Raw genomic sequence first — 19,906 nt, 5'->3', positions numbered from 1 at the left:
GCTCACCCGCACCCGCCGAACCACCAAGGTCACCGCTTCGGCTCGCGATTGAACTGCGCCTTGGACCACAGATAGCCCAGCACCGTCAGCGCCACGCACCACGCCAGGGCCAGCGCAGCGTTCTTCGTGCCGATCCCGCTGCCCAGCAGCAAGCCCCGCAGCGTCTCGATGAAGGGCGAGAACGGCTGGTACTCGGCGAACCAGCGGAACCAGCCCGGCATGGCGTCCACGGGTACGAACGCGCTGGACAGGAACGGCAGCATGACCAGCGGGGTCCCGATGTTGCTGGCGCCCTCGGGGTTGGGGCTCACCAGGCCCATGCCGACCGCGATCCAGGTCAGCGCGAGGCTGACCAGCGCCATCAGTCCGGCCGCCGCGAGCCACTCCACCGGCGTCGCGTTCGGCCGGAAGCCGATGGCCAGTCCGATGCCCAGGACGAGCACGAGAGCCATCAGCGTCTTGATCACGCTGCCGATCACATGGCCGATCAGCACGGAGGCCCGGGAGATCGCCATGGTGCGGAACCGGGCCATGATGCCCTCGGTCATGTCGGTGCACACGGACACCGCGGTGCCGAGCGAGGTCATGGCCACGGTCAGGAAGAGGATGCCGGGGACGAGGTAGGCGACGTAGTCGGCCCGGTCGGCGTGGCCGCCGTTGATGCCGGCGCTCATCACGTCGCCGAAGACGTAGACGAAGAGCAGCAGCAGGATGACCGGGGTGAGCAGGAGGTTCAGGGTGAGGGACGGATAGCGGCGCGCGTGCAGGAGGTTGCGCCGCAGCATCGTCATGTTGTCGCGGAAGGCGTGGCCGGCGGTGCTCATCGGACGGTCTCCTTGTCGGTGGTCTGAGCAGGTACGGAACTGCCGGTCAGGGCGAAGAACACGTCGTCCAGGTCCGGGGTGTGCACGGACAGCTCGTCGGCCTCGATGCCAGCGGCGTCCAGCCAGTCGAGGACGGCACGCAGCTCGCGCTGGCTTCCGTCGCTGGGGATCTGAAGGGTGAGCGCCTCGTCGTCGCGGGTGGTCTCGCGCAGTGCGGTCGCCGCCCGCTCGTACGTCACCGGGTCGGAGAACCGCAGCCGTACATGGCCGCCGGGCACGAGCCGCTTGAGCTCGGCGGCGCTGCCCTCGGCGACGATCCGGCCGCCGTTGAGCACCGCGATGCGGTCGGCGAGCTGGTCGGCCTCGTCCAGGTACTGGGTGGTGAGGAAGACGGTCGTACCGCCGGAGACCAGCTCGCGGATGATCTGCCACATGGTGTGGCGGGAGCGCGGGTCGAGGCCGGTGGTCGGCTCGTCGAGGAAGATGATCCGCGGGTTGCCGACCAGGGTCATGGCGATGTCGAGGCGGCGCTTCATGCCGCCGGAGTAGGTGGAGGCGGGCTTCTTCGCGGCCTCGACCAGGTCGAAGCGCTCCAGCAGCTCGGTGACGACCTGCCGTCCCTCCCGGCGGGAGAGGTGCTGCAGGTCGGCCATGAGCAGCATGTTCTCCTCGCCGGTGATCAGCCCGTCCACGGCGGAGAACTGCCCGGTGACCCCGATGGCCGCCCGGACCGCCTGGGCCTGGGCGGTGAGGTCGTGCCCGGCGATCCGGGCCTGGCCGCCGTCGGCGGAGATCAGCGTGGACAGGATGCTGACCACCGTGGTCTTGCCCGCGCCGTTCGGCCCGAGCAGGGAGAAGATCGTGCCGGCGGGCACCTGGATGTCGATGCCGTCGAGGACTGCCTTGTCCCCGTAGGCCTTGCGCAGCCCGGTGGCCGCGATCGCGAGTTCTTGTCCGGTCGTCGTCATGCCCCAGAGCGTGCGGCCGACGCGGTTCAGAGCGGCTTCAACGGGGTTTCAGCCGGGCGGGAAGGGCTGCGGAACGCTGAAACCCGCAGGTGAGCGGTGGGCAGCGGCCCGCCCTTTAGGCTTCCTCTTGTGGGAAAGTCGCTTCGGAAAGAGGTCCCGTTGAGCTTCTGGTCGATCTACCAGCACGGCTTCGCGCGCGTCGCCGCGTGCACGGGCCACACCGTCATCGCCGACCCGCCCGCCAACGCCGAGGCGGTCCTGCGTCATGCGCGTCGGTGCGCCGAGGAGGGTGTCGCCGTCTCGGTGTTCCCGGAGCTGTGCCTGTCCGGGTACGCGATCGACGATCTGCTGCTGCAGGACGCGCTGCTCGACGACGTCGAGACGGCCCTCGCCACGATCGTCGCCGAGTCGGCGGACCTGCTGCCGGTGCTCGTCGTCGGCGCCCCGCTGCGCCACCGCGACAGGATCTTCAACTGCGCGGTGCTCGTGCACCGCGGCCGGATCCTGGGCGTCGTACCGAAGTCGTACCCGCCGAACTACCGCGAGTTCTACGAGCGCCGGCAGATCGCGGGCGGCGACGACGAGCGCGGCGGCACGATCCGGCTCGGCGGCGCGGACGTGCCGTTCGGCGTGGACCTGCTCTTCGCGGCGGCGGACGTGCCCGGTCTCGTGCTGCACGCCGAGGTCTGCGAGGACATGTGGGTGCCGGTGCCGCCGAGCGCGGAGGCGGCGCTCGCCGGGGCGACCGTCCTGCTCAACCTCTCGGGCAGCCCGATCACGGTCGGCCGGGCCGAGGACCGCAAGCTGCTGTGCCGCTCCGCGTCCTCGCGCTGCCTCGCCGCGTACGTCTACGCGGCGGCCGGCCTCGGCGAGTCGACCACCGACCTGTCCTGGGACGGCCAGACCCTGATCTACGAGAACGGGGAACTGCTGGCCGAGACCGAGCGCTTCCCGCTGGGCGAGCAGTACGCGGTGGCCGACGTCGACCTCGACCTGCTGCGGCAGGAACGGCAGCGGATGGGCACCTTCGGCGACAACCGCCGCACCCACGCCGCGCGCACCGCCGACTTCAGAACCGTCTCCTTCGAGCTCGCCCCGCCGGCCACCACCGACCTCGGCCTGCGCCGCCGCGTGGAACGCTTCCCCTTCGTCCCCGCCGACGCCGAGCGCCTCGCCCTGGACTGCTACGAGGCCTACAACATCCAGGTCGCGGGGTTGCAGCAGCGCCTCGCGTCGATCGGCGGCCCCAAGGTCGTCATCGGCGTCTCCGGCGGCCTGGACTCCACGCACGCGCTGATCGTCGCCGCCCGGGCGATGGACCGCGCCGGCCGCCCGCGCAGCGACATCCTGGCCTTCACCCTGCCCGGCTTCGCCACCAGCGACCACACCAAGGACAACGCCCACCGGCTGATGCGCGCCCTCGGCGTCACCGCGGCCGAGCTGGACATCACGCCGACCGCACGGCTGATGCTGAAGGAGATCGGCCACCCCTTCGCCGCCGGCGAGCCGGTGTACGACGTCACCTTCGAGAACGTCCAGGCGGGCTTGCGCACCGACTACCTGTTCCGCCTCGCCAACCAGCGCGGCGGCATCGTGCTCGGCACCGGCGACCTCTCCGAACTGGCGCTCGGCTGGTCGACGTACGGCGTCGGCGACCAGATGAGCCACTACAACGTCAACTCCGGCGTCCCGAAGACGCTGATCCAGCACCTCATCCGCTGGGTCGTCAGCAGCGAGCAGTTCGACGAGGAGACCGGCAAGATCCTCACCGCGATCCTCGACACGGAGATCAGCCCCGAACTCGTCCCCGGCGAGGAGATGCAGTCCACCGAGTCCAAGATCGGCCCGTACGCGCTGCACGACTTCACCCTCTTCCACGTGCTGCGCTACGGCTTCCGCCCCTCCAAGATCGCCTTCCTCGCCTGGCACGCCTGGCACGACCGCGAGAACGGCGCCTGGCCGCCCGGCTTCCCGGAGGACGAGCGCGGCACATACGACCTCGCCGCCATCCGCCACTGGCTGGAGGTCTTCATCCGCCGCTTCTTCGCCTTCTCCCAGTTCAAACGCTCAGCCATGCCGAACGGCCCGAAGGTCTCGGCGGGCGGCTCCCTCTCCCCGCGCGGCGACTGGCGGGCCCCCTCCGACGGCAACGCCCAGGCCTGGCTGCGGGACCTGGAGCGCTTCGGCCTCCTCGGGGAGGACGCCGGACGGTAAGCGTCCCCCGGCCCCGCGGTCCTAGGCGGGTCCCGGCGCTCCCGGCGCTCCCGGGTCTTGCGGCGTCGGGAAACGGGTGGCCCGCCAGGCAAGGACGAACAGGGCGGCCGAGGCCAGTGAACCCAGGGCCAGCCAGGTGATCTGCCCCGGAGAGCCGGCCACGCTCGTGGGGTGGAGGTAGCACAGCGGCAGCAGCCAGGCGGCCGTACCGGCGAGCGCGCCCGCGAACGGCAGGGCCGACGGCAGCACCTCGTCGTCGGGCCGTCGGCGCCCGCGCAACCGCAGCAGTACCTGCGCCGCCGGATACCCCGCGGCGAGGCCGAGCACGGCCGTCGTGACGGCCACGCTGCCGCCGGTGATCACGTGGTCGTGCCAGACGTACCGCTTCCCGGCGACCTTCATCACCTGGCCGTGCCAGACGGTCAGTTCGACCCGGTCGCCGGCCTGGAACGCCCCGGCGGCCTCGAAAGAGACCTCCAGCCGTTCGGTCGGCCTGCCGCCCGAGAAGTACAGCCGGTTGGTCTGCTTCGGCCCGCGCGCCTCGGTCCGGGAGATCGTCGCCGGAAGGGTCGACAGGCAGTCGTACGACTGGGCGGCGGACGCCCCGGCGGGGCAGGGGACGGCCTTCTCCCAGCCCCGCTGGTACGCCGTGGCGGCCGGCACGAACCATCCGGCCGTGCCCGCCGCCATGAGCAGCAGCAGACAGGCACACAGACGGCCCGCCCAGCCGCTGCCCACGCTGTTGCTCCGGACATAGCGGATCCTGCTCGACTCGGGAGTGCCGTACAGACCGTGCAGCCGCCGCAGCGCGGTCAGTCGTTCGGTGAACTCCGGCTTGCCGTACGCGGCGCCGGACGGCTGGGGCAGCAGCATCCTGCGCCCGTCGCGCAGCACCACCATGACCCGCTCGTTCTCCCCGCCCCGGGGCAGGGTCTGCACCCGGACCCGCAGATCGGCGATCTCCCGCCACGGCACGCTGCGGCGGCGCAGCAGCGTCCAGGAGTGCAGCCCGTACGCGTCCGCGCGCGCCCACCCCGTCGCCACGTACAGCGACCACACGACGGCCGCCACTAGCGTCAGCCCGAGGGTCGCCAGCACGACCGGCAGCTTGTCCGAAATCCCGTCCGCGCACGCCAGCCCCACTGCGGCCAGCAGTCCCCCGCCCGCCCCCAGGGGAACGAGCCACCGCGCGCTGTGCTCCCAGGGGGACCGGCAGACGATGTCAGAGCTGTTCACGCCCGCGATTGTGCCGCCGGTCAGCCCGCTGTTCTTGTGCCGGTTCCGGCAACGAAGAACGGCCCGGGACTGCCCGGACCACGACGTCACTTGTTCCAGGTCTCGTCGTACGGATCGTGCGGCACCGGGACCGGCTTCGCCGAGGTGACCTTCAGATAGGGGATGGGGCCGTTGTTGACGGGGTCCCGCGTGAGCGTGGGCGTGTACGTGCCGGTCACCTCCAGCCAGGCGTCCGGGCGCAGGACCGGGGGCAGGTTGCCGGTGAGGGCGATCTTGATCGGCTGGGCGTCCGCGGCGCAGCAGTTGAGGGCCATGCGGACCAGGTACGGCGCGCCCGAGTGGTCCAGGGCGAGGAACCCGGTGACGCGGACCGTACGGCCGTGCAGGGAACGGCCGTGGCCGTAGGCCGCACGGGAGGCGTAGTCGATCACGGACAGCGGGGCCGGGTCGGCGGCGGGCAGCCTGTCGTAGGTGAACGGCTTCTGCAGGGCCGTACCGGAGCGCAGGGCGCTGTAGGAGCCGAGGGCGGGCGGGGCGATGAGGATGAGGGCGAGGAGGGGGAGCAACAGGAGCCAGGAGATGCGGGGTTCGGGGTGGTGGTGGTCGTGTGTTTCGGTGGCGGCGGCCCTGGCACGCCGGCGTTCGTACCAGACCGTCGCCAGCGCCGCCGCGATCAGTACCGCGCCCGAGGCCAGCAGCAGCGGGCGCAGGCCCCCCTTGACGTACCGGAGGTAGAGGTCGGTGCTGCCCGCGTGGAGGAGGGCGGCGCCGAGCAGGAACATGACGGCGGCCTGGGACTGGCGGTTCACAGCAGCACCGTCCCGGTCACGAGCGCGCCCGCGATCGCCAGCGCGAAGGTGGCGGGCGCGAAGCGGAGGGCGAAGGTACGGCCGAAGGTGCCGGCCTGCATCGCGAACAGCTTGAGGTCGATCATCGGGCCCACCACCAGGAACACCAGCTTGGCCGTCAGCGAGAACTGGGTGAGGGAGGCCGCGACGAACGCGTCCGCCTCCGAGCAGATGGAGAGGAGTACGGCCAGGACGGCCAGGGCGAGCACGGAGAAGACCGGGTTTCCGGCCGCCGTGCGCAGCCAGTCCGCCGGGGTCGCCGCCTTCAGCGTGGCCGCGGCCATCGCCCCGAGCACCAGGAAGCCGCCCGCGTGCGTGGTGTCGTGCCGTACGGAGTTCCAGAACGCCTCCCCCTTGGTCGCGCCCTCGTGCGCCCCGTGGGCCGGCGGGCGCAGCCAGTCGGTGCGGCCCAGCCGCTGCCACAGCCAGCCCATCGCGCACGCCACCAGCAGGCTCGCCAGGAACCGGGCCAGCACCATCTCCGGGTCGCGCGGGAAGGCGACGGCGGTGGCGGTGAGCACGATCGGGTTGATCGCGGGGGCGGAGAGGAGGAAGGCGAGCGCGGCGGCCGGGGTGACTCCCCTGCGGACGAGGGCGCCCGCCACCGGCACCGAGGCACACTCGCAGCCCGGCAGCACCGCGCCGGCGATCCCTGCGACCGGGACGGCCAGAGCGGGGCGGCGCGGGAGGGCGCGCGCGAAGAAGGACGGCGGCACGAACACCGCGATCGCCGCCGACAGCAGCACGCCGAGGACGAGGAAGGGCAGCGCCTGGACCGTCACCGCGACGAACACCGTCATCCAGCTCTGCATCAGCGGGGTGCCGAGCAGCCCGCGGATCGGGGACTGGGCGAGCACCGCGAGGAGCAGAGTCAGCGTCAGTACGAGGGAGGAGCTGAGCCGGCGGCTCTCCTGGCCGCCCGGCGCGTCGCCGGGGCCGGCCTCAGCGCCGGGCGGGGCGTCTTCCGTGATGGCCACGTGCGGTTACCTCCGGCTGGCTGTCCTGGTTCGCTCCCTCCCCTTCGGTACGTGAGTCCTCCCCCGGGTGTTCACACCGTTGCTGGAACCACTCCTCTCCTTGGGACAGTCTTTTCCCTCGTGGGGAGCGTTCCGTATCAAGGTGGGCCGAGGGCCCCGCACATGGTGGTGTGCGGTGACGACGGGCTCGCGCACCGGCTGGCCGCCGAGCTGCGCGGAGTCTACGGCGAGCAGGTCACCCTCGTGGTACCGCCGAACGAGCGCACCGCCAGGCCCCCGGTGGTCGGACGGGCCCGGTCCGCTTCGGCCACGCTGTTCGACCGCATGGTGAACGCCGCGGTCGGCCGCGGCGGCAACGGACCCGGCTCGGGATCCGGCTCCGGATCCGGATCGACCGCGGCAGCCACCAGCACCGGCAGCACGGGCGGCAGCACGAGCGGAACCACAGGTGGCGGCAACGCCGGTGAGACCGCACGGGTGCTGGAGGCCGCCGAGATCACCGAGTCCGTGCTCGCCCAGGCCGGAGTGGAACGGGCCGCCGCGCTCGCCCTCGTCTTCGACGACGACGAGACCAACATCCGGGCCGCGCTGACCGCCCGCCGGCTCAACCCCCGACTGCGGCTCGTCCTCCGCCTCTACAACCGGCGGTTGGGCCAGCACATCGAGGAACTCCTCGACCAAGCCGCCGCGTTGGCCGCCGGCGACGGTGAGGGCGGCTCGGACGCGTCCACCACCGTGCTGTCCGACGCCGACACCGCCGCGCCCGCACTGGCCGCCACCGCCGTCGCCGGCACCAGCAAGGTCGTGCAGACCGAGGGGCTGCTGCTGCGGGCCGTCGAACGGCCGTCGGCCGGCACCGGGCTGTGCACGCTCGCCCTGCTCTCCCCGCCGGGCGCGGATCCCGAGGCCGGCGGGGACCAAGAGCCCCGGCTGCTGCCGGACGACGACGAGGTACGGCAGGCCGCGGGGCGGGCGGCCGTGGTGCTGGAGCAGGTGTCCTCGGCGGGCGGCGGGGAGCCGACCGCGCCCGGCCGCGGCGGGGTGCCGCCGCTCGCCTCGCTGTTCTCCCGGCGGCTGCGCTGGTCGCTGGCGGGCATGGTGGCCTGCGTGGTCGCGCTCGCCGTCGCGCTGTGGGTGGTCACCGGGATGCATCCCCTCAGCGCCTTCTATCTGACCCTGCTGGACCTCTTCGCGATCGACAACCCGGCCATCGGCGCGCCCATGGGCCGGCAGATCCTCCAACTGCTCTCCGGACTGGTCGGTCTGCTGCTGCTTCCGGTGCTGCTGGCGGCCGTGCTGGAGGCGCTGGGCACCTTCCGCACCGCCTCCGCCCTGCGCAAACCGCCACGCGGGCTCGGCGGGCATGTGGTGCTGCTCGGGCTCGGGAAGATCGGCACCCGGGTGCTGACCCGGCTGCGCGAGCTGAACATCCCCGTGGTGTGCGTCGAGTCCGACCCGGAGGCGCGGGGCCTGGCGACTGCCCGGCGGCTGCGGGTGCCCGTGGTGCTCGGGGACGTCACCCAGGAAGGGGTGCTGGAGTCCGCGAAGATCCACCGGGCGTACGCGCTGCTCGCGGTGACCAGCGCGGACACCACGAACCTGGAGGCCGTGCTGTACGCGCGGAGCGTACGGCCCGATCTGCGGGTGGTGCTGCGGCTGTACGACGACGACTTCGCCACCGCGGTGTACCGCACCCTGCGGGCCGCCTACCCGCACGCCCTCACCCGGAGCCGAAGCGTCACGCATCTGGCCGCGCCCGCGTTCGCCGGGGCGATGCTGGGGCGGCAGGTGCTGGGCGCCATCGCGGTGGAGCGGCGGGTACTGCTGTTCGCCGCGGTGGACGTCGCCGGGCATCCCCAGCTGGAGGGGCGGACCGTACGGGACGCTTTCCGGGCCGGGTCCTGGAGGGTGCTGGCACTGGAGGGGCGGGCGGACACGGCACCGGACCATGTGCTGGTCAAGGGGGACCGGGTCGTGGTCGCCGCCACCCGCCGGGGCCTCGCGGAACTGCGCTGACCTCGCTCAGCAAGCGCCCAGGTGCCGGGCCGCGAAGTCCATCTCCAGTCTCACCTGCTTGATCCGCTCGTCCACCACCAGGGAGCCGTGACCGGCGTCGTAGCGGTACACCTCGTGGGTCGCGCCTCTCGCCTCCAGGCGCTTGACGTAGTTGTCGATCTGACGGATCGGGCAGCGGGGGTCGTTGACGCCCGCCGAGATGTAGACCGGGGCCTTGACCGCGTCGACGTACGTGAGCGGGGACGAGGCCTCGAAGCGCTCGGGGACCTCCTCGGGGGTGCCGCCCAACAGGGTGCGGTCCATGGCCTTCAGGGCCTCCATCTCGTCGTGGTACGCGGTGACGTAGTCCGCGACGGGCACGACCGCGATGCCCACCGTCCATGCCTCGGGTTGGGTGCCGAGGCCGAGCAGGGTGAGATAGCCGCCCCAGGAGGCACCGGTGAGGATCAGCCGGGCGGGGTCGGCGAGGCCCGAGGACACCGCCCAGTCGCGGACCGCGGCCACGTCCTCCAGCTCGATCAGACCGACCCGGTGCTTCAGGGCGTCGGTCCAGGCGCGGCCGTAGCCGGTGGAGCCGCGGTAGTTGATGCGGATCACCGCATAGCCCTGGTCGACCCAGGCGGCCGGGCCCGCGGCGAAGGAGTCGCTGTCGTGCCAGGTCGGGCCGCCGTGCAGGTCGAAGACCGTGGGGAGCGGGCCGGTGGCGCCCGCCGGCTTCTGGATCAGGGCGTGGATACGGCCGCCGGGGCCCTCCACCCACACGTCCTCCACAGGCACCGACGGCGGGCAGGCCATGCCGGGCGGGTCCAGGACCACGCCGCCGGAGGTGGACCGCACCGCGGGCGGCTCGGCGGCCGACGACCACAGGTACTCGACATTCCCGTCCGGGCGGGCGGTGGCGCCGGAGACCGTGCCGGGCGGGGTGGGGATGCGGGTCAGCTCGCGGCTCGCCAGGTCGTACCGGAACAGCTCGCTGCGGGCCTCGAAGCCGTGGGCGATGAGCAGGGCCGAGCCGTCCGGGTACCACTCCGCGCTCACGTCGCCCGGCAGGTCCAGGGCGAGGTCGGTCTCCTCGCCCGTCGCCACGTCCCACACCAGCGGCTCCCAGCGGCCCCGCCGCTGATGGCCGATGAGCAGCCGGGTGTCGCCGTCGACCGGCGCGAAGCCCAGCACCTCCAGGCCCAGCTCCTCGGTGCCGCCCTTGGTGTCGTCCAGCTCGGCGACCGGCGTGCCGTCCGGGCGGAGCACGCGCAGCGCGGCGTGCATGGCGTCGCCGTGCTCGGTGTGCTCGACGGCGATCAGGGAGCCGTCGTGCGAGAGGTCGCCGACGCCCGCCGACTCGCGGTGCCGGTAGATCTCGACCGGGTCCTCGCCCTCGCGCGCGAGGTGGATCGTCGTGCCCTCGTCGTCCGTGGAGCGGCCGACGACCGCCGTACGCCCGTCCCGGGACAGGGCGAGCCCGGCCGGATAGGACGGATCGAGGCCCGGGACGGCCGGCTCGTCCTCGCCTCCCCCGAAGGGCTGGCGGCGCCAGATGCCGAACTCGTCGCCGTCCTTGTCGTCGAACCACCAGATCCAGGCGCCGTCCGGGGAGAGCGCGCCGTCCGTCGTGCCGTTCGGCCGGTGCGTCGCCTGCCGCTGCCCGCCCGTCGCGCGGTCCCACGCGTACAGCTCGTACGTGCCCGTCGCGTTCGACACGAACAGGGAGCGGTCCGGCGCGTCCTCCGCCCAGTCGGGCAGGGACACCCGCGGCGCCCGGAAGCGCTTCTCCCAGTCCGGCATGCCGGCCGCGTCCGCGCCCGGCCCGTTGCTCTCACTCATCGCCCCAGTCATGCGCCCATACTGCCTGGCCGCGCCGACAATTGGGTGACGGGTGTGCGCAGCCTGTGGATAACTTCCCGATCATGAGCACCCAGATCGACCATCACTCCGAGCACCACGTCTCGCTCTTCCCGATCTCCTCCCTCAAGGCGAGCAAGAGCTGACCCGCGGGCCGGCGCCCGGCGGCGGCGCCGTACCGTGGAAGGCGTGTACCGGTTTCTGCTGACTCCCCGCTGGTGGGGCATCAACGTCTTCGTGCTGCTCGCCATCCCGTTCTGCATCTTCATGGGGTCCTGGCAGCTGAGCCGGTTCGAGGGGCGGGTGCAGGAGCATCGCAGCGCCACCGAGCAGGCCGCGTCGGACAAGCAGGAGACCGCGCGCCCGCTGGAGTCGATGCTGCCCGTCGACAAGGCCACCTCCGGCCGCCGGGTCACCGCGAGCGGGCACTACGGCACCCAGCTGCTGGTGCCCGGCCGCCAGTTGGACGGCAGGAACGGCTTCTACGTCCTCACCCTGCTGCGCACCGACTCCGGCAAGGCACTGCCGGTCGTACGAGGCTGGCTGCCGGGCAAAGCGGACCCGGCGAAGGCGCCCGCGCCGCCGAGCGGTGAGATCACCGTCACCGGCGCGCTCCAGGCGTCCGAGACGCCCGGGGACAACGGGGTCAGCGCGACCGGCGGACTGCCGACCGGGCAGACGGCGGCGATCAGCTCGGCATCACTGGTGAACCTGGTGCCGTACAAGCTGTACGACGCCTGGGTGACCCTCGACAAGGCCGACGCCGGGATGAGGGCCGTGCCCGCGACGGCACCGGACGGCACCGGGCTGGACCTGAAGGCGTTCCAGAACCTCGGCTACACCGGGGAGTGGTTCGTCTTCGCCGGTTTTGTGGTGTTCATGTGGTTCCGGCTGGTACGCCGAGAGGCCGAGGCCGTGCGGGACGCTGCGCTGGGCCTGGTGCCGGAGGAGACACCGGAGCCGGTGACCAGTGGCTGACCACCGGCACCCCGGCTGCTAGGCCCCCGCCAGCACCCCGGTGTAAATGACCGTCCCCGCGCACTCCCCCGTCACCGTCGCCGTGGCCGCAGGGGAGCCCCCCTGTGCCGTGTGGGTGATCTGCACGCTGCCGTCGGCCGTGCCGTCCTCGGTCATCAGCTGGGTCGTCGTGCCCGCCGAGCCCCCGCTGTCGGCCGAACCGCCGGTGGCACTCGCGTCCTGGGACGGCGTCGGGCCCGTTGTGGCGCCACCGGTGTTCGAGCCGCCGGTGGTGCTGGTGCCGCCGCCGGTGGTGGGGCAGGTCTCGGAGGGTACGAAGGCGAACTTCTCCTCGTAGGCCCCGCCCGGCTGCAGGACCAGCCCGGAGACCTCCAGCGAGGGGTCGGGCAGATCGGTCGCCGCGTCCCCGGCCACATGCCGCGCGGTGCCGATCTTGGTCGGGTCGGCCGCGCCCACCGCGGTCGGGGTGATGGTGCCCGCGCCGGCGACGGTGCAGGCGGTGGAGGAGACGTTGACGACGCGGAAGGTGCCGTAGACCACGCCCGCGGAGTCGGGGGCGCCGGCGGTGCCGGTGGCCGAGCCCAGCTGGGCCGTCGTACACAGCGGGACGCCGCCGGCGGAGACGGTGGAGGACGGGTTGGCGCCCCCGGTGGAGCCGCCGCCGCTGCCGCCGCCCCTGCCCTTCTCCCCGGGCCTGTCCGGCTCCTTGCCGGGCTTGACGCTCGTACTGCCGGTGTCCTTGCTGCCGCCCTTGTCGCCGCCCTTGTCCTTGCCCTGCCCGGTGCCGCCCTGGGCCTGGGAGGACTGGCCGGCCATGGCGGTGTTGGGGTCGGTGCCGCCGGACTCGGAGACGTGGACGAGGGCGGGGATCGCGGTGCCGATGAACAGGGCCGCGGCGGCCATGCCGACGACGGCCTGCCGCTTGCGGGCCCGCCGCGCGGGCACGGCCCGGCGCAGATGCTCCAGCGTGCCGGTGCGCGGCTCGATGCCGTCGACGGCGGAGTGCAGCATGCGGCGCAGGGCCAGCTCGTCGGCACCGAGGCCGTCGAGGTCCGTGCCGAGGCCGTCGAGGTCGAGGCCGCCCGCATCGGTGCGGGAACCCTGCTTGAGGCCCTCGGGACCCTGGTCGAGGCCCTCGGGGCCCTTCTCGTCGGGGCCGTGGTTCACAGTTTCGTTCCCAGCGTGCGATTGCGTGTGCTCTTGCTCGTCCCGCCCCGTCGGCTCGTGCCAGGCGAAGGGCTCGTGACGTTCGTGGGAAAGGCGTTCATCGGAATCGCCCCCTTGGGCGCGCTCACTCATGCCGATGCCCCCATGGCCACCCGCAGCGCGGCCATGCCCCGCGAGCCGTACGCCTTCACCGAGCCCAGGGAGATCCCGAGGGTCTCGGCGACCTGGACCTCGGTCATGTCCGCGAAGTAGCGCAGGACCAGCACCTCGCGCTGGCGGCGCTGCAGGCCCTTCATCGCCTTGATGAGGTCGCGGCGCTCCAGCTGGTCGTAGGCGCCCTCCTCCGCACTCGCCATGTCCGGCATCGGCTTGGAGAGCAGCTTCAGGCCGAGGATGCGGCGGCGCAGGGCCGAGCGGGAGAGGTTGACGACCGTCTGCCTGAGGTAGGCGAGGGTCTTCTCGGGGTCGCGGACCCGTTTTCGGGCCGAGTGCACGCGGATGAAGGCCTCCTGGACCACGTCCTCGCAGGAGGCGGTGTCGTCCAGGAGCAGCGCGGCGAGGCCGAGCAGCGAGCGGTAGTGCGCCCGGTAGGTCTCGGTGAGGTGGTCGACGGTCGTACCGGCGGCCGCGGTCGCCGTGGTCGCCGCGGTCTCGTCGGAGCCGTCACGCTGACTGGGTATGCGGGCGGGCCGCGCTGCGGGCATGGGCGCGATCACCGGCATGCCGCCGGGCGTGCGGGGCCGGAGCGCCGCACGGGGCGGCCGGAGGGCCGCCGAGCCGCGGGCCGCGCTGAGTTCGAGTACCTCTGCCACGCCAGTTGGACACGTCCGACCCCGTCAGGGTTGTACGTGCCGGGCGTCACATGTGCGACAACCGGCCATGCCTCAAGTGCCGTCATGTGCCCCGCTCTTCCCCTATGTTCGATATGGGCGGGTATCCCCACACCCGGCCCGATCACGGCGTCCCCACACCCGAAGAGTGACCGCAAAGACGCTCCCCGCCCTCCGCACGGTTGCGGGGACGGGGAGAGAAATCCTCTGTTGCCTTGAGCAATGGTTCAAGTGGTTTGGACCATGCTCCCGGCCACATCTCTTACCCAGATCCTACAAACCTCTCGTCGGACCGGGTCACCGGTCGGCCCACTCCGCCGCGACCAGCTCCGCGATCTGCGCGGTGTTCAGCGCGGCACCCTTGCGGAGGTTGTCACCGCAGACGAAGAGTTCGAGCGCGGTCGGGTCGTCCAGGGCCCGCCGCAGCCGGCCCACCCAGGTCGGGTCGGTGCCCACGACGTCCGCGGGGGTGGGGTACTCGCCGGCGGCCGGATCGTCGCACAGCACCACGCCGGGCGCGGTCGCCAGGATCTCCCGGGCGCGGTCGACCGTGACCTCGCCCTGGAAGCGGGCGTGCACGGTCAGGGAGTGGGTGGTGATCACCGGGACGCGGACGCAGGTCACGGCGACCGGCAGCCGCGGCAGCCCGAGGATCTTGCGGGACTCGTCGCGGACCTTCATCTCCTCCGAGGACCAGCCGTCCTCCCGCAGCGACCCGGCCCACGGCACGACGTTCAGCGCGACCGGCTCCGGGAACGGCCCGGTGTCCTCCCCGACGGCCCGCCGCACGTCACCCGGCTTGGTGCCCAGCTCGGTGCCGGCCACCAGGGACAGCTGGGCCCGCAGCGTCTCCACCCCGGCCCGCCCGGCCCCGCTCACCGCCTGGTACGACGACACCACCAGCTCGCGCAGCCCGAACTCGGCGTGCAGCGCGCCCAGGGCGACGATCATCGTCAGGGTCGTGCAGTTGGGGTTGGCGACGATCCCGCGCGGCCGGGTGCGTACGGCGTGCGGGTTGACCTCGGGCACCACCAGCGGCACGTCGGGGTCCAGCCGGAAGGCGGCGGAGTTGTCGACGACCACCGCACCGCGCGCGGCGGCGATCGGCGCCCAGTGCGCGGCGACCTCGTCCGGGACGTCGAACATGGCGATGTCGACCCCGTCGAAGGCCTCCTCGCTCAGGGCCACCACCTCGACCTCCTCCCCGCGCACGGCCAGCTTGCGGCCGGCCGAGCGCGGGGAGGCGATCAGACGGATCTCGCCCCAGACGTCCGCGCGCTGGGACAGGATCTGGAGCATGACCGCGCCGACGGCCCCGGTCGCTCCCACGACCGCGAGCGTCGGCTTGCCGGTCATCGTCGTACGCCTCCGTACGTCGTGGAGACGGTCATCGGCCGGTGCCGCCGTAGACGACGGCCTCGTCGGTGTCGGAGTCGAGCCCGAAGGCGGTGTGCACGGCGCGCACGGCCTCCGGCACGTCGTCCTGGCGGGTGACGACCGAGATGCGGATCTCGGAGGTCGAGATCAGCTCGATGTTCACACCCGCGTCGCTCAGCGCCTCGAAGAAGGAGGCGGTGACGCCCGGGTTGGTCTTCATACCCGCGCCGACCAGCGAGATCTTCCCGATCTGGTCGTCGTAGCGCAGCGAGTCGAAGCCGATGCCGGAGCGGCTCTTCTCCAGCGCGTCGATGGCCTTGCGGCCCTCGGTCTTCGGCAGCGTGAAGGAGATGTCGGTCAGGCCCGTGGCGGCGGCGGACACGTTCTGCACGACCATGTCGATGTTGATCTCGGCATCGGCGATGGCCCGGAAGATCGCGGCCGCCTCACCCGGCTTGTCCGGCACGCCGACGACCGTGATCTTGGCCTCGGAGGTGTCGTGCGCGACACCGGAGATGATGGCCTGCTCCACCTTCTTGTCCCCAATCGGCTCACTGCTGACCCAGGTGCCCTGCAGCCCGCTGAAGCTGGACCGGACATGGATCGGGATGTTGTAGCGGCGGGCGTACTCCACACAGCGGTGGAGCAGCACCTTGGAGCCGGAGGCCGCGAGCTCCAGCATGTCCTCGAAGGAGATCCAGTCGATCTTCTTCGCCTTCTTCACCACGCGCGGGTCGGCGGTGAACACGCCGTCGACGTCGGTGTAGATCTCGCAGACCTCGGCGTCGAGCGCGGCGGCGAGCGCCACGGCCGTGGTGTCGGACCCACCGCGACCCAGCGTGGTGATGTCCTTCTTGTCGGCGCTGACGCCCTGGAAACCGGCGACGATGGCGATGTTGCCCTTGTCGAGCGACTCCCGGATCCGGCCCGGGGTGACGTCGATGATCCGGGCTTTGTTGTGGACCGAGTCGGTGATGACGCCTGCCTGGCTGCCGGTGAAGGACTGGGCCTCGTGACCCAGGTTTTTGATCGCCATCGCCAGCAGGGCCATGGAGATCCGCTCTCCGGCGGTCAGCAGCATGTCGAATTCACGCCCGGCAGGCATCGGAGAAACCTGCTCGGCGAGATCGATCAGCTCGTCCGTCGTGTCGCCCATCGCGGAAACGACGACGACAACCTGGTTGCCGTTCTTCTTCGCTTCCACGATCCGCTTGGCGACGCGCTTGATGCCCTCGGCATCGGCTACGGAGGAGCCTCCGTACTTCTGCACGACAAGGCCCACGTGCGCTCCTCGCTCGGTTCGTTTGTGTCGGCTCAGTCTAACGAGCGCCCGAATTCCACCACCGTGCTCCCGCATGGTGAGACATCGGCTGCTCGGTTCCGGAACCTGCCCAGCGTTCGGCGTCGCACGCGAAAAGTGCCCCGGGTCACAGAGGAGGACTGTTAAGTTTCAACCACTACGGGGGTGCGGCATGACGGAGATCCTGCTCGCGGCGACCGTCCTGCTCGGCGGGTGCGTGCAGTGGCTGACCGGGATGGGCTTCGCCCTGGTCGCCGTACCCGCCCTGGTACTGCTGCTCGGCCCCGCCGACGGGGTGGTGCTGGCCAACTGCGCCGCCGGAGCCATCAGCGTCGTGGGCCTGGCGGGCGGCTGGCGCCGGGTACGCCCGGCGGCGATGGTCCCCCTCTGCCTGGCGGCCGCCTGCACGGTCCCGGCGGGCGCCTGGCTGACCCGCCGACTCCCATGCCCCGTCCTGCTGTTGGTGATGGGCGCGCTGGTGACGGCGGCCGTCCTGCTGGTGATGCGCGGCGCCCGGGTCCCGGCCCTGCGCGGCGGCAAGGGAGCGGTGACTGCCGGCGCGCTGGGCGGCTTCATGAACGCGGCGGCGGGCGTGGGCGGCCCACCGGTGTCCCTGTACGCCCTCAACGCGGGCTGGACGGTACGGGAGTTCCTCCCCAACGCCCAGTTCTACGGCGTAGCCGTCAACGCCTTCTCCATCGCCGCGAACGGCACCCCTCGCCTGACCGGCGTGCAGTGGGCGGCCGTCTGCGCCGCGATGACGACCGGCGCGCTGGTCGGCTGCGCCATCGCCGGCCGCATCCCCGAGCACCGGGCCCGGCACCTGGTCCTGCTGCTGGCCCTGGCGGGGGGCGCGACGGCGATGACGAAGGGGCTGTGGGGGGTGTGCCGGTCCGTGCTCGGCTGACCGTTCACACGGCCAACTCCGCCTGCTGACGGCCTTTCGCCGCGTCGGGAATCGGGCTGGGGGCTCGTTCGTGAATTCGCGGTTCACCTCTGTATGAGAGAGCGGCGCCGACACGGGTTGCGGTCACATCATGTGGCACCCATCACAGGCTCAACTGACGGGAAATTTGCGGTTGTCGATGAACCCGTCCGTGACTTCCCCCGTCTTGGAGGTCGCCTGCAGCTGTGGTTGCGAACGTCGCCCCCGGGGCGGTCGCGGACACCGCCGGCATCTCCATGCAAGCTGCGTTCTGACTGTTCAGGAGTGTTCTCATGCAGGCAGAGAAGCATGCCCCTCACCCCTGCAAGGTGCGACGCCGGCGCGCGGACATGCCGCTGCTCGGTGGTGTCCGCCCACCCATAGCCCTGTTACCGAGCCTCTTGGCGGCCGTTTGCGCCCTGACCATATTTACTGTCGGGAATTCTCAAGACCATGACGTGTCCCGCGCCGTCTCCGAGTCCCAGAGGGATATCGCGACCGATTCCGCGCTTTCTCTGGGAGCGTCTCTGGAACAGAGCGCACAGGATCTGCACGATGCCGTCGGGCTGCTCGGCGGTGGCAGCCGGAAAAGCCCTGACGCGATCCTGACGTCCCTTACGAACGTCTACTCCAAGTGGCGGGGGCTCGCCGTCGTGGACACCGGCTCGGGCCGGCTGCTCGCCGCGCGCGGAGAGGCCGTGCCGCTCGACGGACTCACCGCGGCCGACCGTGACAGCGGTGGACTGCGGCCCCGGCTCGTCGCCGGGCGTTCCGGCGCTCCCCGGTTGCTGTCCTTCGCCTCTCTCGACGAGGCCGCGGGCAAAAGCCGGCTGGTCGTCTCGTCCGCGACACTGCGCCTGCCGAGCGAGCAGGACACCCGCTCCACCTTCGTCACCGACAGCAGCGGCCACATCATCGCCGCCGCCGGCAAGAACGTCACCAACACCGCCCTGCGTACGGCAGTCGAGGACGGAAAGGTCGACCTGCGCCGCGCGGGCCGGGGCTATCTCGTCATCGGACGCGCGGCCGTGCCCGACGGCGACCGCGTCCGCGGGCTCGGGCTCTCCGTGGCCACGGCGGTTCCGGTACCGGCCGGGACCGCTGCGCACGGCAACAGCCTCATCGGCCCCGTGGCAGCGGGCGTGCTGCTCGCGACAGGCCTCCTCGTCACCTGGCTGCTGGTCCGTCATGTGCAGCGCCCGCTGCTCCGGCTGCACCAGGAAGCACGCCGCCTCGCAGGCGGGGACGTCAAGCGTCCGGTGTCGGTGCGCGGGTGGGGGGAAGCCGCACGGATCGGACGGTCGCTGGAGTCGCTACGCCGCCAGCTCTCCGGGGAGAGCGATGCCTCCGGCCCGGCCCCCGCGCCGTCCCGCCGCGCCGGTCTGCGCATCGTCGTCCTGTGCTGCGCCGCCCTCGTCACGGCCTGGGCCGTGGCGCTGCCCCTGCTCAGCCTCGCCGACGGGCCGCAGGCGCCGGCGCAGGCCGCGCAGGACCAGCGGCACCGCGCCCAGGCCGCCGCCGACCGCGTCCGGCGCACCCTCGACGAGAACGTCGCCGACCTCTCCGCGATCGCCCAGCTCGCCGACGACAGCGGCGGCGGCATCTCCGCCGTACTCCACGAGCAGCTGCTCCGACACGGAGCCTGGCGCTCCCTCTACCTCGTGGATGCGGGCGGCCACGTCGTCGCACGTTCCGGCGAGGCCCCGTACGGCATCGACCGGGCCGCCGCCGCCAGGTCCGTGAAGCCGGGTGCACCCGCCGTGCTCCAGCTCAACACCTCCGGCACGACGCCGGTCTCGGCGGCCGTGGTGCCCGTGGGCGACGGCAGGCGCAAGCTCTTCGCCGAACTGCGGCCGGACGCCTTCAACGGCGTCCTGAACCGCCCCGGCCTCGGCCGGTCGTGGCTGGTCGACGCGCGGGGCAGGATCATCGCTGCCAACGGGGGCTTCATCGCCTTCAGCACACCGCCGGGCCATGGCCGCACCACCCTCGCCGCCGACGCCGACGTGAGCGGGACACCGGCCGTCGCGCGCCTGCACTGGCGGGTCGTCACCCACAAGCCGCTGTCCTGGACGCGCCTCGCCGCGTACGAGACGGAGCGGCACGCCGGGCTGGCCGGGCTGCTCGCCTTCACGGCGATGCTGCTCTGTCTGGGCTGGCTGGAACTGGCCGTCCTGCGTCCGCTGCGCGCCCTCGACCGCTCGGCGGCGGCACTCGCCTCGGGCGACCGGACCAGGGTGATCTACCCCGTCCACCACGACGAGGTGGGCTCCGTGGCCCGCAGCCTCGAACTCGTCCGGCAGCAGCTGGTCGCGGCGGGACGCCGGCGGCGCGACCACGCCCCCGCCACCGAGCGGCGGCCCCAGCCCCAGCCCCAGAGCACCTGAGCCGCCGCTCCCCTCAAGAG

The 19,906-nt window shown here is 72.2% G+C and carries 15 protein-coding genes; 5 read left to right on the top strand and 10 right to left on the bottom strand.

Annotated features, from left to right (window positions below):
• Nucleotides 1-29 precede the first annotated feature (29 nt).
• Nucleotides 30-824, bottom strand: coding sequence for an ABC transporter permease (locus ACZ418_RS17445; RefSeq protein WP_468363169.1), 795 nt, complete (start codon nucleotides 822-824; stop codon nucleotides 30-32).
• Nucleotides 821-1,792 carry an ATP-binding cassette domain-containing protein gene (locus ACZ418_RS17440; RefSeq protein ID WP_468363167.1) on the bottom strand — a complete coding sequence of 324 codons (972 nt, stop codon included), beginning with the start codon at nucleotides 1,790-1,792 and terminating at the stop codon, nucleotides 821-823. Before ACZ418_RS17440 ends, ACZ418_RS17445 begins: the two co-directional genes overlap by 4 nt.
• A 159-nt stretch (nucleotides 1,793-1,951) precedes the next feature.
• Here ACZ418_RS17440 and ACZ418_RS17435 point away from each other — a divergent pair, with 159 nt between their 5' ends.
• Nucleotides 1,952-4,006: an NAD(+) synthase gene (locus tag ACZ418_RS17435; protein ID WP_468363224.1), complete on the top strand. Its 2,055-nt coding sequence runs from the start codon at nucleotides 1,952-1,954 to the stop codon at nucleotides 4,004-4,006.
• Between the two features lie 21 nt (nucleotides 4,007-4,027).
• Here the strand turns inward: ACZ418_RS17435 and ACZ418_RS17430 are convergent, their stop codons facing one another.
• The 3 genes from ACZ418_RS17430 to ACZ418_RS17420 form a co-directional block, all read right to left on the bottom strand.
• Nucleotides 4,028-5,242, bottom strand: a complete 1,215-nt coding sequence (locus ACZ418_RS17430) for a PH domain-containing protein (protein ID WP_468363165.1) — start codon at nucleotides 5,240-5,242, stop codon at nucleotides 4,028-4,030.
• Nucleotides 5,243-5,328: 86 nt separating this feature from the next.
• Nucleotides 5,329-6,051, bottom strand: coding sequence for a TIGR03943 family putative permease subunit (locus ACZ418_RS17425; protein ID WP_468363163.1), 723 nt, complete (start codon nucleotides 6,049-6,051; stop codon nucleotides 5,329-5,331).
• A complete protein-coding gene (locus ACZ418_RS17420; protein WP_468363161.1) occupies nucleotides 6,048-7,067 on the bottom strand; it encodes a permease in 1,020 nt (339 codons plus the stop codon). Before ACZ418_RS17420 ends, ACZ418_RS17425 begins: the two co-directional genes overlap by 4 nt.
• A 162-nt stretch (nucleotides 7,068-7,229) precedes the next feature.
• On the opposite strand from ACZ418_RS17420, the gene ACZ418_RS17415 reads away from it, so the two are divergent.
• Nucleotides 7,230-9,083, top strand: a complete 1,854-nt coding sequence (locus tag ACZ418_RS17415) for an NAD-binding protein (RefSeq protein WP_468363159.1) — start codon at nucleotides 7,230-7,232, stop codon at nucleotides 9,081-9,083.
• Nucleotides 9,084-9,089: 6 nt separating this feature from the next.
• On the opposite strand, the gene ACZ418_RS17410 is transcribed toward ACZ418_RS17415, so the two are convergent.
• Complete coding sequence (locus ACZ418_RS17410; RefSeq protein ID WP_468363157.1) at nucleotides 9,090-10,904, bottom strand: S9 family peptidase; 1,815 nt, start codon at nucleotides 10,902-10,904, stop codon at nucleotides 9,090-9,092.
• A 207-nt stretch (nucleotides 10,905-11,111) separates the two neighbouring features.
• Between ACZ418_RS17410 and ACZ418_RS17405 the strand changes: the two genes are divergently transcribed.
• Nucleotides 11,112-11,900, top strand: a complete 789-nt coding sequence (locus tag ACZ418_RS17405) for an SURF1 family protein (RefSeq protein WP_468363155.1) — start codon at nucleotides 11,112-11,114, stop codon at nucleotides 11,898-11,900.
• An 18-nt stretch (nucleotides 11,901-11,918) separates the two neighbouring features.
• Here the strand turns inward: ACZ418_RS17405 and ACZ418_RS17400 are convergent, their stop codons facing one another.
• From ACZ418_RS17400 to ACZ418_RS17385, 4 genes are all read right to left on the bottom strand, one after another.
• Nucleotides 11,919-13,067, bottom strand: a complete 1,149-nt coding sequence (locus ACZ418_RS17400; protein WP_468363153.1) for a hypothetical protein — start codon at nucleotides 13,065-13,067, stop codon at nucleotides 11,919-11,921.
• A 128-nt stretch (nucleotides 13,068-13,195) separates the two neighbouring features.
• Nucleotides 13,196-13,879 (bottom strand): SigE family RNA polymerase sigma factor, encoded by a 684-nt coding sequence (locus ACZ418_RS17395; protein ID WP_468363151.1) that lies wholly within the window; start codon nucleotides 13,877-13,879, stop codon nucleotides 13,196-13,198.
• Between the two features lie 315 nt (nucleotides 13,880-14,194).
• A complete protein-coding gene (locus ACZ418_RS17390) occupies nucleotides 14,195-15,253 on the bottom strand; it encodes an aspartate-semialdehyde dehydrogenase (protein ID WP_468363149.1) in 1,059 nt (352 codons plus the stop codon).
• Nucleotides 15,254-15,284: 31 nt separating this feature from the next.
• Nucleotides 15,285-16,556 (bottom strand): aspartate kinase, encoded by a 1,272-nt coding sequence (locus tag ACZ418_RS17385; RefSeq protein ID WP_468363147.1) that lies wholly within the window; start codon nucleotides 16,554-16,556, stop codon nucleotides 15,285-15,287.
• A gap of 190 nt (nucleotides 16,557-16,746) precedes the next feature.
• Here ACZ418_RS17385 and ACZ418_RS17380 point away from each other — a divergent pair, with 190 nt between their 5' ends.
• Together ACZ418_RS17380 and ACZ418_RS17375 are read left to right on the top strand one after the other, a co-directional pair.
• A complete protein-coding gene (locus tag ACZ418_RS17380; RefSeq protein ID WP_468363145.1) occupies nucleotides 16,747-17,481 on the top strand; it encodes a sulfite exporter TauE/SafE family protein in 735 nt (244 codons plus the stop codon).
• Nucleotides 17,482-17,957: 476 nt separating this feature from the next.
• Nucleotides 17,958-19,886, top strand: coding sequence for a HAMP domain-containing protein (locus ACZ418_RS17375; protein WP_468363143.1), 1,929 nt, complete (start codon nucleotides 17,958-17,960; stop codon nucleotides 19,884-19,886).
• The last annotated feature ends 20 nt before the right edge of the window (nucleotides 19,887-19,906 follow it).

It is taken from the genome of Streptomyces sp. NPDC030820, from assembly GCF_055572075.1.
The sequence above is the reverse complement of the archived record's forward strand: the minus strand, read 5'-3'. Positions and strand labels throughout refer to the sequence as shown.

What these genes read in the sequence shown, in the direction of transcription:
- ACZ418_RS17445 (WP_468363169.1), bottom strand. Translation starts at nt 824, where the DNA reads ATGAGCACCGCCGGCCACGCCTTCCGCGACAACATGACGATGCTGCGG.
- ACZ418_RS17440 (WP_468363167.1), bottom strand. Translation starts at nt 1,792, where the DNA reads ATGACGACGACCGGACAAGAACTCGCGATCGCGGCCACCGGGCTGCGC.
- ACZ418_RS17415 (WP_468363159.1), top strand. Translation starts at nt 7,230, where the DNA reads ATGGTGGTGTGCGGTGACGACGGGCTCGCGCACCGGCTGGCCGCCGAG.
- ACZ418_RS17410 (WP_468363157.1), bottom strand. Translation starts at nt 10,904, where the DNA reads ATGAGTGAGAGCAACGGGCCGGGCGCGGACGCGGCCGGCATGCCGGAC.
- ACZ418_RS17390 (WP_468363149.1), bottom strand. Translation starts at nt 15,253, where the DNA reads ATGACCGGCAAGCCGACGCTCGCGGTCGTGGGAGCGACCGGGGCCGTC.
- ACZ418_RS17380 (WP_468363145.1), top strand. Translation starts at nt 16,747, where the DNA reads ATGACGGAGATCCTGCTCGCGGCGACCGTCCTGCTCGGCGGGTGCGTG.